Raw genomic sequence first — 15,094 nt, forward strand, 5'->3', positions numbered from 1 at the left:
GTCATTTGAGTAATAAATTCTCAGGCGGTAATAGAGCCTGTAAGCCACTAATAATGGCATCACTAGGATGTAGCCGAAATCGCTCATTTACCAGTAGCCGACTGATGCTACAGTCATCATACAAAAATAAAGATACAGGCAAACAGCCATCTTTGATGAATGTTGGCGTTGTCGTGGTTAGCTCGTTGCCTTCTTCGTCATACGCAATGGCATCTTCAATATCTTCTTGGGTATCAAAGATGAGCGATGTGTCATCAGGGGGGCTGTTTTCTTTGAGTAGTGAGATGATGCCTGATAGCGTCTGTGTATCATGAGCGTGTAGCTTAATATTTACTGAACTTAGGTGTTTTAAGCGTGCTTGGGTGAGAGTCATGGCATCTTGCATTCTAGCAAAAATACGCCCATCATTCTCACGCACGCTCAATTTGGCAATGATGATGACGCCGTTTAGGTCAGGTAGCATCTCCCAATCTTCTTTGGCGATTTTTTTGAGTTCTGTGGCGTTTGGAGTTTTGGCCTCTAAGACCGATTTTAATTGGTTGAATTTATCAGTAAAACAGCTGACTTCCACACGGCAACTGCCATCATCTAGTGTGATGGCTACTCGGTTGCCAAAGTTTGCAACATCAATCACCAATCCTGCCACTCGTGCGTATTTATTATAACCTGTATCTGATAACTCAGATAGGTGGGTTATGTTGGTGTATTTTTTGAGTTCGTCTCTATACTTGTCAAGGGGGTGTCCTGTCAGATATAGCCCAAGTGTGTCTTTTTCGCCTTTAAGACGAGTTTGATTGCCCCAAATCACAGATGGTAGCTCTGGTGCGACAGACAGATCGTCATCAACTTCGCCAAACAAATCAAAAGTACCTGCCAGTTCGTTTTGTCGATTTTGTTCGGCGACCTGCATGGCGGCAGGCAATTGTTCCCATAGTCCGCCACGAATATGATGGCGTAACTCTTGGGTAGCAAATTCTGGCTTGATATGCACTGCCAAATCATCAAAACAGCCTGCACAAATTAGGGCCTCTAAGGCTCGCTTGCCGACTTTTTTTATGTCTACACGATTGCAAAAGTCATAAAGATCTTTGAATGCACCATCTTTTCTGGCCTTAACAATGCTTGCTACGGCATCTTCACCCACGCCTTTTACTGCACCCAACCCATAGATAATCGTCTTGTCATCTTGGACGACAAATCGCCAGTCGCTATGGTTCACACTTGGTGGAATGACCGACAACCCAAAGTTTTCTTTGCAATCAGAAATCAAAAATACGATGGCATCAGTATCGTCCATCTCCGATGTTAAGACGGCTGCCATGAATTCGGCAGGGTAATAATATTTTAAATAGGCGGTTTGATAAGCAAGTACACCATAGGCTGCCGAGTGTGATTTGTTAAAGCCGTAGCCTGCAAATTTTTCTACCAAATCAAATATCTGACCTGCCAGCTCGCCTAAGACGCCTTGTCCGATTGCCCCATCAACAAAAATGCTACGCTGTTTTGCCATCTCTTCGGGTTTTTTCTTTCCCATTGCACGGCGTAACATATCAGCACCGCCTAGCGTATAGCCTGAGAGAATCTGGGCGATTTGCATGACTTGTTCTTGATAGACGATGACGCCATAGGTTGCCTTAAGCGGCGGCTCTAGCCATTCATGCTGAAAGTCTGGGTGTGGATAGGCGGGTTCTTGAATACCATGTTTGCGGTCAATGAAGTCAGTTACCATGCCAGATTCTAAAGGTCCTGGTCGGTACAAGGCACACATCGCAATCACATCTTCGATGTTGGTGGGCTTTAGCTGTTTTAGGTATTTTTTCATGCCTGAACTTTCAAGCTGAAATACAGCGGTGGTGTTGCCTGACTGAAGCACCGATTCATAAACTTGGCCATCGTCTAAAGGTAGTTTTTCAAGATCAATGGGCTCTTGACCGAGTTTGGCACGAGTGATGTTAATGTTATCAACCGCTGCCTGAATGACGGTTAGGTTTCGCAGCCCTAAAAAGTCAAATTTTACCAGTCCTACTGCTTCCACATCATCCTTATCAAACTGGCTGACAGGATGCCCTTCATCATCGCAGTACACCGCACTAAAATCGCTGATACGATTAGGGGCAATGAGTACACCACCTGCGTGTTTGCCGACATTGCGAGTCAAACCTTCAAGTTTTTCTGCCATATCCCAAATTTCTTTGGCGGCATCGTGGTCAGGGTGTGTTGAGTCGTCTTTTAGGAGCTCTTGGAGTTGTTGTTCTTCTTTTAGGGCATCAGCCAGTGAGATACCAGGGGTTTTTGGAATGAGTTTTGACATTTTGTCGGCAAGACCCAAAGGCTTACCCTGTACTCGTGCCACATCTCGCACGACTGCACGAGCTGCCATTGTACCAAAGGTGATGATTTGTGAAACGGCTTGACGACCATAGGTATGACCGACATAATCAATAACTCGGTCTCGCCCTTCAATACAAAAATCAATATCAAAGTCAGGCATGGAGACACGCTCAGGGTTTAAGAAGCGTTCAAATAGCAAATCGTATTCTAGCGGATCAAGATCGGTGATGTTCAAACTATATGCAACTAGCGATCCTGCTCCTGAGCCACGACCAGGACCGACAGGAACGCCGTTGGCTTTTGCCCAGCGGATAAAGTCCATAACGATGAGAAAGTAGCCTGGAAAACCCATTTTTAAGATGATATCTAATTCATAATCTAGGCGTTCTTGATAAGATTGGTAGATATCCCCCCATGAGTCATCTCGGGTGTCAATGGGGTATAGTTTGGCTAGGCGTTGGTCGAGACCTTCGGCACTAATTTTGCGAAAGAAACTCTCGATGGTCTCGCCATCTGGAATGGGGAATTCTGGCAGGACATTGATACCAAGTGTTAGGCTGACATTGCACCGAGAAGCGAGCAAGCTAGTATTTTCAATGACTTGTGGAATGTCCAAAAACAGCTCTGCCATCTCGTCTTGGCTACGAAAATACTGTTCTTGGGTGTATTTTTTTGGGCGGTTTGGGTCATCTAGGGTGTAGCCTGTGGCAATACACACACGAGCTTCATGTGCGTCAAAGTCGCTACTTATTTCATCGTCCTTTCCTATGCTAATGCCTTTTGGTACAGGATTTAAAAAACGCACATCATTATGGGCGATGATGGGAATGCCTGCTTTAGAGCCATGAATGACGACTTGCTTGTTGTAGTCGTTGTCCGTGCTATGCGTGCGTTTGATGCCAAGATACAGACGATCGCCAAAGACATTTTGCCACGGTTCAATAGTAGCGACGAACATCTCTGGGTGAGTGCCTTTTAGGGCGATGGTGGCTTCGGAGCGGTCGGTTAAGATGGCAATGATGCCGTCATTGCGTTCAAATAGGGCATCTTTGGTGATGATGGGGGTATGAACGGATACCGTGCCATTATCATTCATGGGACGGCCGGTATAAGCGTCTGACAATAGACGAAGTAGGTTTTTATAGCCATCATTATTCATGGCATAGAGAATGGCGGTATGACCATTTGCTTCGGCATGATGATCAATGGCATCACCGATGGTGGCCTCTAGCCCGATGATGGGCTTAATGCCTGCTGCTGTGCAGGCTTTGTAGAACTTGACCACAGCGAACATGTTGTTCAAATCTGCCAGACCCAGTGCTACTTGTCCGTCTGCTTTGGCGGCTTTAACCAGTTCTTTGATACGCACGATGGAATCAACGATGGCGAACTCGCTATGTACGCCCAAATGCACAAATGCCATGAATGTCCTTTGATGTTGCTAGGTGTTAAGCATAAAAGGATAGATTATAGCATTGATTGGGGGTTTTTTTAAGTGCTGGCGTGAAATATCTTTTAGGGGTGCTGACTATATTTAATTTTTAAATGGCTAAATCCATCAAATCAAGGTACAATTCAAGGTGCAATCTTGATTGCTGTTGTCATCATTTTTATCCCTTAAATATTCAAAAAGCCATGTTCCAAATCATCCAATCTAACGATACCGACACACTTGTCGATCAGCTCATCGAGTTTTATCAAAAAAACGACCAATATGGCAGTCTATCAGAGGCGATTTTTAGTCCTTTTACTGTCATTGTGCCATCTATGGTGCTTGGGAATTGGCTGACCAAAGAAGTTGCCATGCGAGCAGGGATTAGTACGCTTTTAATAGCACAGTTTTGGGGGCAATATCAATGGCGCATGATTGATAAGGTGCTGGGTATTGATGCAAAAAATAATGAACATGATGCAGTAGCGGTGCCTGAGGTGGCGGTATTGTCTGCTTCGGTCATGCGTTGGCGACTTTTTGGCTTTTTAAATGAGACATCAGCCCAACTGATTGAGCAGATTATTGATGATGAAACGCATGTACTACATTTGTTATTCAAGCCGTTGTCAGATAAGGTAGAAGATGGTTATGTCTTAGAACCGAAGCGTCTATGGCAGGCGTGTGATGAGCTTTCTAAAGTATATGTTCGCTATCTGACCCATCGCCCTGAGTGGCTACACGCTTGGTCATTTGGTCTAGATTTGCCTGTATCGGTTGAAGAGATGATTCGTCAAAAAGATAAATTTGGCGATGAATTCGGTCGAGATGATGAGACGCCGTCTTGGTTATTGGAGCATTATGAATCACTAGAGCGATTGCTCCGGTTTTTATGGCAGACATTATTTTTTGAGGTGTATGAGTACCGTGAGATGCTTGAGAGGCGTTTTTGGGCGGTGCTTGATGGTGAACGAGGTGAAGCGACAAGACAGCAGGCAATCAATGCTCTACCCAAAGATTTGTATTTGTTTACCGTGCAACAGATGCCCCAAGTGGAATTGTTGTTCTTAAAGCGGTTATCGCTTGTCATCAATGTGCACTTGTTGCATTTTAACCCATCAAGAATGTTTTGGGCGGATATTGTTGATAAAAACTGGCTGATGACTCAAAAGATCATCAGGCCGAATGCTGTTTATTTAAAAGACTATGGTCATGGGTTGTTATCCAGACTAGGCAAGGAATCTCGTGAGACTTTTGCCATGTTGGCAGATATGTCTGGAGGCGAGTTTTATTATCAAGGCATAAATAATAGCGATATCAATGATGTCAACAAGAGTCAGCAAGATGATGTTTTTTTGGTTGATTGGCAAGATAGATTTATTCCACATACAGGCAAAGGGATTTTAAGTGGGCTAAAACAAGACATTCTTATGTTGGGTGAGGGCGATGGTAGCGTGGCGATGGACGAGATGTTGTCTGTTTTGGGCAATAAAACCCATCAAAAACCCACCATGACCTTAACAGAACAATCCAATTACGCCTTACCTGAGCTTAGCATTCATGCTTGTCATAGCCTAAAGCGACAGCTTGAAATTGCTCGAACGATGATTGCTAAATATCTGAATACCGAGTATGCCGATGGCAAAAGACAGCTGTCGGATGTGGTGATTTTATTGCCTGATGTTGATGTGGCTCAAAATGTCATTCATTCGGTATTTCCTGAAGGGGTGGGTATTGATGGCATGCGATTGCCGGTTAAAATTACAGGCATCACTGACCGCAGTATTGATGAGCTGATGACAGCATTGACCGGCTTTTATCGCCTGCTTGGAGCAAAAGATGCTCGCTTTTATGCTGAAGAGTTTTATGAATGGCTGATGAATCCTGCTGTATATGAGAACTTTAGCCTAAGTTTTGATGAGGCGTATCGAGCCAGAGAGTTGCTCGGTCTGGCAGGCTTTAAGAGGGGTTTTAATGCCGAGCACCTAAGCCAAACTCTGCACGATGAAGACACCGACTATCGCTACACTTTTAGTTATGCACTTGATCGTATTGTTATGGGTTTTATTGCACCAGATGCTCAGCACGCAAGTGATGTGCTATACCCCTTTGATTGGCAAAATGTTCATACATCAGAGGCAACTTTGCCATTGGGTGGTATCGGTCTTGATGATGAGCCTATCGTTTCGGCATTGTGCCGTATGTACGAAGCATTGGGTAAATTTGGCAATGACTACCAAAAAGTGGATACCGCTCAAGCATGGTTACATAAGATAGAAAGTGAGGTTATTGATACTTATTTTTCTGCCATCAAGCAAAGCGTACAGATGCGATCCATATTTGATGCAAAAAATGCCATGCTCTCAAGCCTAAGAGCAAATACCAACTATCACAAACGCACGCATCATCAAGGAGTGTATGTCTTACAAGATGACATTCGATTAAGTCTGGAGTTTGTGCTTGATAGTCTGACTGCAGCGGTGGGTATGCAGGCAATCTCAGCTGAGCCATCTGGAGTGATTACGGTGGCAAGGTTTGGGGCGTTAAGAAACATTCCTTTTGGGTTGACCATCATGCTTGGCATGGACTTATCTGCCTTTCCAAGACAAGATAGGAATACTCGACTGGATTTGATGAAAGCAGGGCTTAAGCGTCGTGGCGACCGTACGAACGAAGATGATGACAATGGGGCGTTTTTGGATGCATTGCTTTGCACCAAAGATGCCTGTGCTATTTTTTATAACGGCATGAGTCCTGATGGTAGCACGATGCTCTTGCCCGCATCACCTGTAGGGGAGTTGATTGAGTTTCTCAAATCAGAGGTATATTGGCAAGTAGATGATGTGGCAGATGAGGCATTGATGGCACTCGGCGGTATGTTGCCAGAGTTGATAGCACGGCATCTGGTTACTTATCATCATGCCATGAATTTTGAACAGGGGGTGTTTTATCAAGCAAAAGATGTTGAGGCTGATGATGATTTTCAGGCGTATCTAAATAAACTGATTGATGCACAAAAGCATGAACAAAGGCGACATTTGCCACCTGCACCGATTTGGCAAAAGGTACGCCGTGTGATTGATGAATATCAAGAAGGGTCGGCAACAACGCTTGTTACACTGCCAACAGATGATGAGATGCGATACATTACTGATGTCTTGATGGATAATCTGGCAATGGATCAACAAAATAATGCAAGGGGTCAGTCTGTTGATGAACTGCTTGATAAGTATCGCATTGAAGTGCCAAATTATCTAAGCATTAAAAACATGCTGTATGTGATTAAATCGCCTGCCAAAGCCTACCTAAAAGGCAAATTTGCCCTAGATGATGAGATGGCAAATGATGAGGCAAATGAACCTTTATCTCTGGATTATTGGGGTGGCTGGCAACTTCATCAGATGATACTGCAGGCATTTCGGCTAGGGGTATTTGATGGCATGCCAATGAATGCAATTAACCCAAAAACTTTATCTGATGTCATCAACAATCAGCAAAACAATGAAATAACACAACTGCACACTGTGCATCATGATGCACTGTTGCCAGCAGGTGCGGTACGAATGAGTGTGCTACAAGATGGGCTTGACTTTGTGGTTGGTCAACTAGAAGCAATGCTTGGCGAGCTTGGCGAAACTCTAAATAGGGCTGCATCGCCAGATGATTGGCAGTACTCAAAGGTGCTAAGTGGATTGGAGGAGCAGACGGTAGCAATGACGCTAGGCTCACATCGCCTAAAACTGATGGCAGATATGCCTAAAACAGATGAAACAGTATGGAAAAATATGTCGGTCAGTCGAGCATCTGCGGAGCGTTTAATAGACTTTTGGCTACACCATCTGCTATGGCAGGTACATCGTCAGACTAATGAAAAAGACGAACAGCTTGGATATGGTAGAAGTATTTGGCGATTCAAAGAAGCGTCCCAACAGTTAAAAGCATTAAAAAATCTGGCAGGTCAAACAACCTATGAACTAAGCCCTGTGCGTGCTGATAAGGCATCTAAACTACTACAAAATTTCATCATCTTTACTCTGCTTGGTTCAAAGCTACCCATCATACTAACCCCAATCAATGCTCTGCTGATGGCAAGGTTGCAGGGTGATACATCAAGCATTGGCAGTGCATGGGTGAATGAGATTTATGCGTTGATGATTGGCGATAGTGATCCAGAGCAGGTGCTGACATCGGCAGGGCAACTAAGTGAGCCATTATACGAGGAGCTATTAAAAAATATTCGAGCATTTGGGGTGAGTGATGAGCAATAAAGTAGAGAATAAACAATCAGCCAACGCAGTAGCGTCCAATGGTCAGGATATGCCACCTGCCATCGCTTGCACCTTAAAAGGAGCATACCTGATAGAAGCATCGGCAGGTACAGGTAAGACTTGGACATTGACGGGCATTATTTTGCGATTGTTCATTGAAGAAAAATACAATGTACAGCGTATGATAGCCACCACTTTCACTCGTGCTGCAGCCGCTGAGATGCAAGAGCGTATCCAAGAACGCTTGACGGTGTTTTATCGCTATCTGTTGTGGTTAAAATCCAGCCAAGAGATGCACGCACACTGGTTTGATGATGCTTTAGCTCTTGATGAGCGAGCCGATGAGTTGGTTGCTACTGCACTGGGGGCGAAGATTGTCGGAGCTGATGACCTCATCAATGTACATCTTATCAAACATCTTTTGGTTGATGGCGTGCCTGCTTTTGATGAGGCGATTCGTCGTGTGGGTCTGCTATTGGCTACTTTGGATAAGCTGTTTGTGGGGACGCTAGACAGCCTTGCTCAAAAATGGCTCAAAGAATTCTCCACAGAGATTGGACATCAGCCCAAAGCAGATATTTTATATGACAGTTCTGATATTAGTATCGCCATCATTCATGATGGTCTTAGGCAGGCACATACTCAGGTAATGAGTCAAAATCCCAAACTGTATGAGATGATCCGCCACGAAAACATATTTGGCGATATTGATCAGGCGTATCAATCAATCCAAGTTGCCATGAATTTTTTTAATGTGCCATTTAATGATGAGGCAACATTGATTGATGATCAGTATGTCGCAAGCCTACAAGAAATGGTGCTGGCGTTCACCAAGCTAGATACATCAGTGGTGGATAAGTTTTGCGATAAAGAGTATCGTGATTCGGTGGGGGTGCGTGCCACAGGCAAACTATTAAAACATTGGCATCGCTTGTTTGAGATTGTGCAGACGATGGCAGAGCATGGCACATCATTTGTTCGCCATCTAGATAAAACGCACACCGATTGGCTGTCTGCTGTTCATGAAGCCTTAGAAAAAGACAATGTGTTTAATAAAAAACATGATGAGAATGCCAAACGACTGCTGATGGGTTTTATTGATAAACATCTAACTGCTTTGGTGTTCATCTATGAGAGTATTTGTCAACTACCCAATCAATACCGTACTCATCTGTACAAAACCCTTGCCCTTGCAGTCCGTGCCAAGACACCGACTTGGCTTGAAAATCAAGCCAAAACGACCTTTACCATTCAGATGCACAGGCTAAATCAGGCTTTGGCAAACAACCCAAGCCTTGCTAGGCATATTCGCCATCATTATCCTGTGATTTTGATTGATGAATCCCAAGATGTCAATGGAGCTCAAGTTGAACTGATCCAGCAGGTATATTTGTCTTATTTGATAAAGCAGCTAAATAAAGACAAGCCATCTTTGGGATTTTTGTTGTTGGTGGGCGATCCCAAGCAGGCGATTTATCGGTTTCGTGGTGGGGATGTCGCCAACTATAATCGCATGAAAAATACGGGCGTGGCGAATGCTCGCTATCCCATCATCAATCAACAGCTGTCTTTGTCTGTCAACCGCCGTTCAAATAAAGCCTTGATTGAGTCATTAAATGCGTGGTTTGATGATGGCAAGGGCGAGCATGGCAATCTTGGTGAGGGTATTTATTATCAGACCATTACTGCCCATAATGAGAGCCAAAGGTTGTCTTGGCAGGCGGATACTCAAGATGAGCGACCAAGCTATCTAGGTAGGCAGCCATTAGCCATGTTGCACTTAACTGCTAATGCCCAATCGCCCATCAGTCAGCTATTAGCATGGCATATCAACAGCCTATTACAAGGCGGTCATACCATCAACACACAGGCAGGTGAGCGTGCCATCATGCCAAGCGATATTGCGGTATTAAGCTATAAAAATAAGTGGCTGCTAGCGGTCAAAGAGCATTTAGATGCGTTAAATATCCCAGCCATCGCCGCCCAAGAGACCAATGTCTTTAGTACGCAGGCAGGGCGTGATTTATATGCTTTATTAAGTGTGTGTGTGGAGATGAGTAATGTAGAAAAATTAGGTCGGCTATTGACTTCATCTTTTTTTGGCATGAGTCTTGATGAGGCGATGTCAATGCTTGGTGTTGATGATGAAATAGAAGGTCAAGCAAAATCAGAACTACTGATCTATCTGAATCAAGTCTTTGAAAGATGGCTACAGCACGGCGTGGCATCGGCATTGAATTTGGCACTGGCAAAGCATCCATTCATGAAAGACGGTTCGCTATGGCTTAGCGTTGCTAGCTTTGGCGAGCGGTATTTGGCGGATGCGTGGCAGATTTTAGAGCTGATTAGCACCCAAGAACATTTGCAGGCGTTGGCACTCATTGAGTGGTACAAGATGCAGATGTGTGGTGGCGACATACCTGATGCTCATAAACGACTGCCACTACCTAGCGAGTCTGGCGTGAATATGATGACCATTCATAAATCCAAAGGGCTTGAATTCCCTATTGTGTATGTGATTGGGCTTGATGAAGCGGTATCGGAAAATGGGACGCTATTTTATCCTTATACTGATACACAGTTCAATCGCCATTTATCCCCCAAACCCATTGGAAAAGACGGCGTAAATTATCAACAGCTTGATCTAAACGAAAGTATTGATGAACGCAAGCGGTTGGGTTATGTGGCACTGACTCGAGCATCTGAACAGATGTATGTGGTGGCAAAGGATTTGAATAAGCGACTAAATACACACCAAAGACCGCTGTTTTTATGGTGTGATTGTGCTGACAGTGCTACGCTCTCCTTGCCATCTAGAATGCAAGGCAAGATGGATTGGCTAAGTTTAGAGACTGATGACTATATCACTAAGCCCTATTCGTCCAATGATGTCAATCTTGTTCCTATTGACTATCTGGCATGGCATGAGATCATGCATAAGACGGTGTTTTATGGTGCGGTGCAGACGAGTTTTACAGCACTCATTAGCCAGTTAGATTACAAAACCAAAGAGTTGCTTGCAGTTACGCCAGACCATGATGAGTTGGTGGCTTTGACCGATTTGGAGACAATGGCGGACGAAGAAGCGTGTCATGATGACATTCGCACAACTTTCATGCGTGGTATGCTGGCGGGGGATTTTTTACATCAAGTCTTACAAAAAATAAACACTAAGGGCGAACCACAAGACAAATTATACAATATCAGTCGTGCGATTGATGAGGTGGCAAGGTATCTAGGAGTGCTTGACTATATGAGTCAAGATGCTCAAAGGGCGATGGGTATGCCTACTTCTGATAACAAGCATACTTTGCACAGACAGCTTGTGCTATGGATGAATGATGTCATTCATGCACCTTTTGCTGCTTCAGGAGTAAATTTGGTATCTTTGACTGATTCATCAAGCGTAAAAGAAATGGGATTTTTGCTTGGGATAAAAGAGGGCTTTAGCATTGATGAGTTAAATGCTGCTTTTGAAGCATATAGCGATAAACCACTTAGCCTGACCAAAGATGATTCATACCAACCCTTATATCGCTACTTAAAAGGTGGGATTGATTTGGTATATGAGCATGAAGGGCGGTTTTTTGTGGTGGATTATAAATCCAATTTTTTGGGCAATGGCATTCAAGCGTATCATGAGCAGGCATTGTTTGAGTCAATGGATAGGGCAGGCTACTGGCTACAAGCAGCGATTTATCAAGTGGCTTTGCATCGCTTATTAAAGATGCGTGTTAAAGACTATGTGGGCAATGAGCATCGCTATTTGGGTGCGGTGGAATATTTATTTTTGCGTGGTGTGGCTGATGATGAGCGGTTGGGTCGCATGGTGTGGCAAGTGCCGATAGAGTTGGTACGCCGTTTAGACGAGCTGTTTCGGTAATGGCTCTATATTTTAGAGTATTGAAAATAAAAAGTACTAATTGATTGAGAAGACATCATGAATACAATCGCTATTGACCGATATTTAACCGCACGCATTGCCGAAAATGCAAAGTGGTACCGTCATAAGAATCTGCTACAGGCAGATTACATGATTGAAGACATTAAGACACACTTATTTTATGTGATGAGTCTTGCTGGTATGTTATCTTTGTCTGAAGGGCATACGGTGCTAGTTGTGCCAAAACAACAGGGCGGTTGGCGGAGTTTTTTTGAGCCTGTCATGGATTATCTGCTGTCTTGGGTGAAAGATGGGCGGTTCTTGGTGGATTTTGATGAGATATTTATGCAGATTGATCATCATCAAGATAAGGCAAATCTAAAAGAGATTGTTGGTTGGTATTGTCGTACTTTTCATCGTGCCATTAGCCCAAATATTAAAACGACTTGGACGCTTGACTCAAAAGATGGTCTTGATGGTGTCTTTTTGAGCTTATTAAAGGTTTATTATTTCATCAAGTTTGTTTTGCATGATGACATAAAAGAGCTGTCAAGTTTCATACATGACACGCCTTTTGTTGATGATTATCAAGTAGCTCAATCAAGTCGTCCGCTCATCATCAAAGATACGCAGGAAGAATTTTATCTTTGGTCAAATAGGGCATGGCGTGCTGAACGCATGGTGATGCAACACATCTGGAGAATCTGTACAGTACAGATGACGCCTTTTGATATATCCAATCTGCCATCTACGCTCAACCATGAACAAAGATTGGCGATTGAAACGGTGAGTCGTCAGGCATTTACCATCATTACAGGCGGACCAGGGACGGGCAAGACTTTCACCGTTGCACAGATTGTTCTAGCATTACTCAAACAAAACCCTGATACCGACCTTGCGTTGGCGGCACCGACAGGTAAGGCGGCACAGCGTATGAGCGAATCATTAAAGGCTTCTTTGGCAAGATTTGACATACAAGTGGAGTTACCTGAGCCTAAAACTATTCATCGCTTGCTTGGCATTGGTCGGCATGGTACGCCCAGATATCATGATAATCATACCATGCCACATGACATAATCATCATTGATGAAGCGTCTATGCTTGGGGCGGAGCTGTCTTGTAGTCTGTTGGCGGCAGTCAAGACAGGGGCTAGGCTGATTTTACTTGGTGATGCATATCAGTTGGCGGCGGTTGAAGCAGGAGCGGTGTTGGCGGATTTGTGCCGTGTTGATGCCTTGCAAAGTCATCGTGTGCATCTTGTGGAGTCAAAACGCTTTCATGCAGATTCTGATGTGGGCAGACTTGCCAATTTCATCAATAACAGTGCTGATACCATGCAAAAGGGCGAGGAGCTTATCACTCTTATGCAAACGAGTAATCAGCTGTCTTTTGTTAATATTGATGGCAAGTCTCATTACTATGAACAGCTGTCAGATGGTTATGTGGCTTATTTTGAGCAAAGTAAGAGACTGCTTGCACAGTTGCGTCATGATGATGAGCCAAGCAGATATCAAAAGATTCAGGCTCTATTTAATACCCTAGATCAATACCGAATCTTGTGTGCGTCCCACATTGGCGATGCAGGCGATAGTAAAATAAATGAGTTTTTATCAAAAAAACATCGTGGATGGTTAAATACCAAGCCCAGTGCTTCGGCGTGGTATCATGGTCGTGTAGTGATGGTGCAGACCAACCGCTATGACTTGGGTTTATTTAATGGCGATGTTGGGATTTGTTTGTATGATGGTCGTGAGATGGCGGTGTATTTTAATGCAGAGACTCTAAAAAAAGTTGCTATTGGTATGCTAGGTGGTGAGACTGTTACAACCGCTTATGCCATGACGGTGCATAAATCTCAGGGTTCGGAGTTTGATAAAGTGGCAGTGGTATTTGATGATGACAATGCTCGTTTGTTGTCCAAAGAGCTGATTTATACTGCCATCACTCGTGCTAAAATATCAGTTGGTATTTATACGACAAATCAGGCTTTACAGATTGCAGTGAGTACGCCAACAGTACGCACCACAGGGCTTGAGTTACTGTGATTGTAAAAATTTCTTCACGGCGGCAAATTGTCCTTTGGTGGTGTCTTCTTGATACATGGCTTCACGAAAGGCATTAGAATTGGGTATACCGCCTGTATACCAAGCAATGTGTTTTCTGGCAATGCGACAGCCTGAGTACTCCCCATAGAATTGATACAGCTCTTCTAGATGGTTTAGGACGATGTGTTGTAGTTCGTCTATACTGGGTTTGGGTAGGAGTTCACCTGTGCTAAGATAGTGATGAATATCACGAAATATCCAAGGGTTTCCTTGTGCTGCTCGTCCTATCATCACCGCATCTGCACCAGTCATCTCATAGACGGCTTTGGCTTTTTGGGGGCTGTCAATATCGCCATTGACAATAACAGGAATGCTAAGAGTTTGTTTTACTTCTTTAATCAGTTCATAGCGAGCTTGTCCTGTGTAAAAATCTTCTCTGGTGCGACCATGAATGGCAATGGCAGCGACACCAGCAGCTTCGGCAATCTGAGCGATTTTTAGAATATTTTCTTGACCGTTGGCAAAGCCGAGCCGTGTTTTTAGAGTAACAGGTACATCAACAGCATCCACTGCACTCTCAAGCAGAGCTTTGACCAAATTCTCATCTTGAAGTAGAGCGGAACCTGCCAGTTTTTTGCACACTTTTTTGGCAGGACAGCCCATATTAATATCCACGATTTGTGCACCATTTGCCACTTGGAAGCGAGCGGCTTTGGCTAGCTTGTCAGGTTCTGCTCCTGCGATTTGTGCTGAGATGGGGGCGATTTCACCATCAAAATTGGCACGATAAAGCGATTTTTTGCGTGCATAAAGTGCAGTATCAGCGATAATCATCTCACTGACGGCATGACCTGCCCCAAATGATTTGCACAGCCGTCTAAAAGGATTATCGGTAACACCTGCCATAGGTGCTACAATTAGCCTATTAGTGATGGTTTGATTTTTGATGGCAAGTGGGGTGAGTAGGGGGTGTTTGTTCATAAATATTTGATTTTATTGATATTAAATAGAAAATAACGGTAATTTTATCAAAATAAATTTAGTAATTTTGGTGCACCTGATGATTGCTATTGGCTAAAAAATTTGGTATATTTCGGCATATTTTAGCATATTTAGGAATATGATTTACAGCATATT

At 43.8% G+C, this 15,094-nt stretch carries 5 protein-coding genes; 3 read left to right on the top strand and 2 right to left on the bottom strand.

Annotated elements, in window-relative coordinates:
• Position 1: 1 nt before the first annotated feature.
• Entirely contained in the window at positions 2–3,754 is a 3,753-nt protein-coding gene (gene dnaE / locus L3D27_RS03770; protein WP_432481585.1) for a DNA polymerase III subunit alpha, read from the bottom strand.
• A gap of 212 nt (positions 3,755–3,966) precedes the next feature.
• On the opposite strand from dnaE, the gene L3D27_RS03775 reads away from it, so the two are divergent.
• Genes L3D27_RS03775 through recD form a run of 3 tightly spaced genes read left to right on the top strand, consistent with a single transcriptional unit; the run spans position 3,967 to position 13,957 of the window.
• Entirely contained in the window at positions 3,967–8,028 is a 4,062-nt protein-coding gene (locus tag L3D27_RS03775) for an exodeoxyribonuclease V subunit gamma (RefSeq protein ID WP_432481586.1), read from the top strand.
• Positions 8,018–11,911 (top strand): UvrD-helicase domain-containing protein, encoded by a 3,894-nt coding sequence (locus tag L3D27_RS03780; protein ID WP_432481587.1) that lies wholly within the window; start codon positions 8,018–8,020, stop codon positions 11,909–11,911. Before L3D27_RS03775 ends, L3D27_RS03780 begins: the two co-directional genes overlap by 11 nt.
• 57 nt (positions 11,912–11,968) lie before the next feature.
• Entirely contained in the window at positions 11,969–13,957 is a 1,989-nt protein-coding gene (recD, locus tag L3D27_RS03785; RefSeq protein ID WP_432481588.1) for an exodeoxyribonuclease V subunit alpha, read from the top strand.
• Here the strand turns inward: recD and dusB are convergent.
• Positions 13,949–14,938, bottom strand: a complete 990-nt coding sequence (gene dusB / locus L3D27_RS03790; protein ID WP_432481589.1) for a tRNA dihydrouridine synthase DusB — start codon at positions 14,936–14,938, stop codon at positions 13,949–13,951. The genes recD and dusB overlap by 9 nt on opposite strands.
• Between the last annotated feature and the right edge of the window lie 156 nt (positions 14,939–15,094).

Source organism: Moraxella sp. ZY200743 (genome assembly GCF_050885545.1).
Lineage (GTDB): Bacteria > Pseudomonadota > Gammaproteobacteria > Pseudomonadales > Moraxellaceae > Moraxella > Moraxella haemolytica.

Bases quoted from the DNA above. Each gene is read 5' to 3' on its own strand.
- dnaE (WP_432481585.1), bottom strand. From the start codon at position 3,754: ATGGCATTTGTGCATTTGGGCGTACATAGCGAGTTCGCCATCGTTGAT.
- L3D27_RS03775 (WP_432481586.1), top strand. From the start codon at position 3,967: ATGTTCCAAATCATCCAATCTAACGATACCGACACACTTGTCGATCAG.
- L3D27_RS03780 (WP_432481587.1), top strand. From the start codon at position 8,018: ATGAGCAATAAAGTAGAGAATAAACAATCAGCCAACGCAGTAGCGTCC.
- recD (WP_432481588.1), top strand. From the start codon at position 11,969: ATGAATACAATCGCTATTGACCGATATTTAACCGCACGCATTGCCGAA.
- dusB (WP_432481589.1), bottom strand. From the start codon at position 14,938: ATGAACAAACACCCCCTACTCACCCCACTTGCCATCAAAAATCAAACC.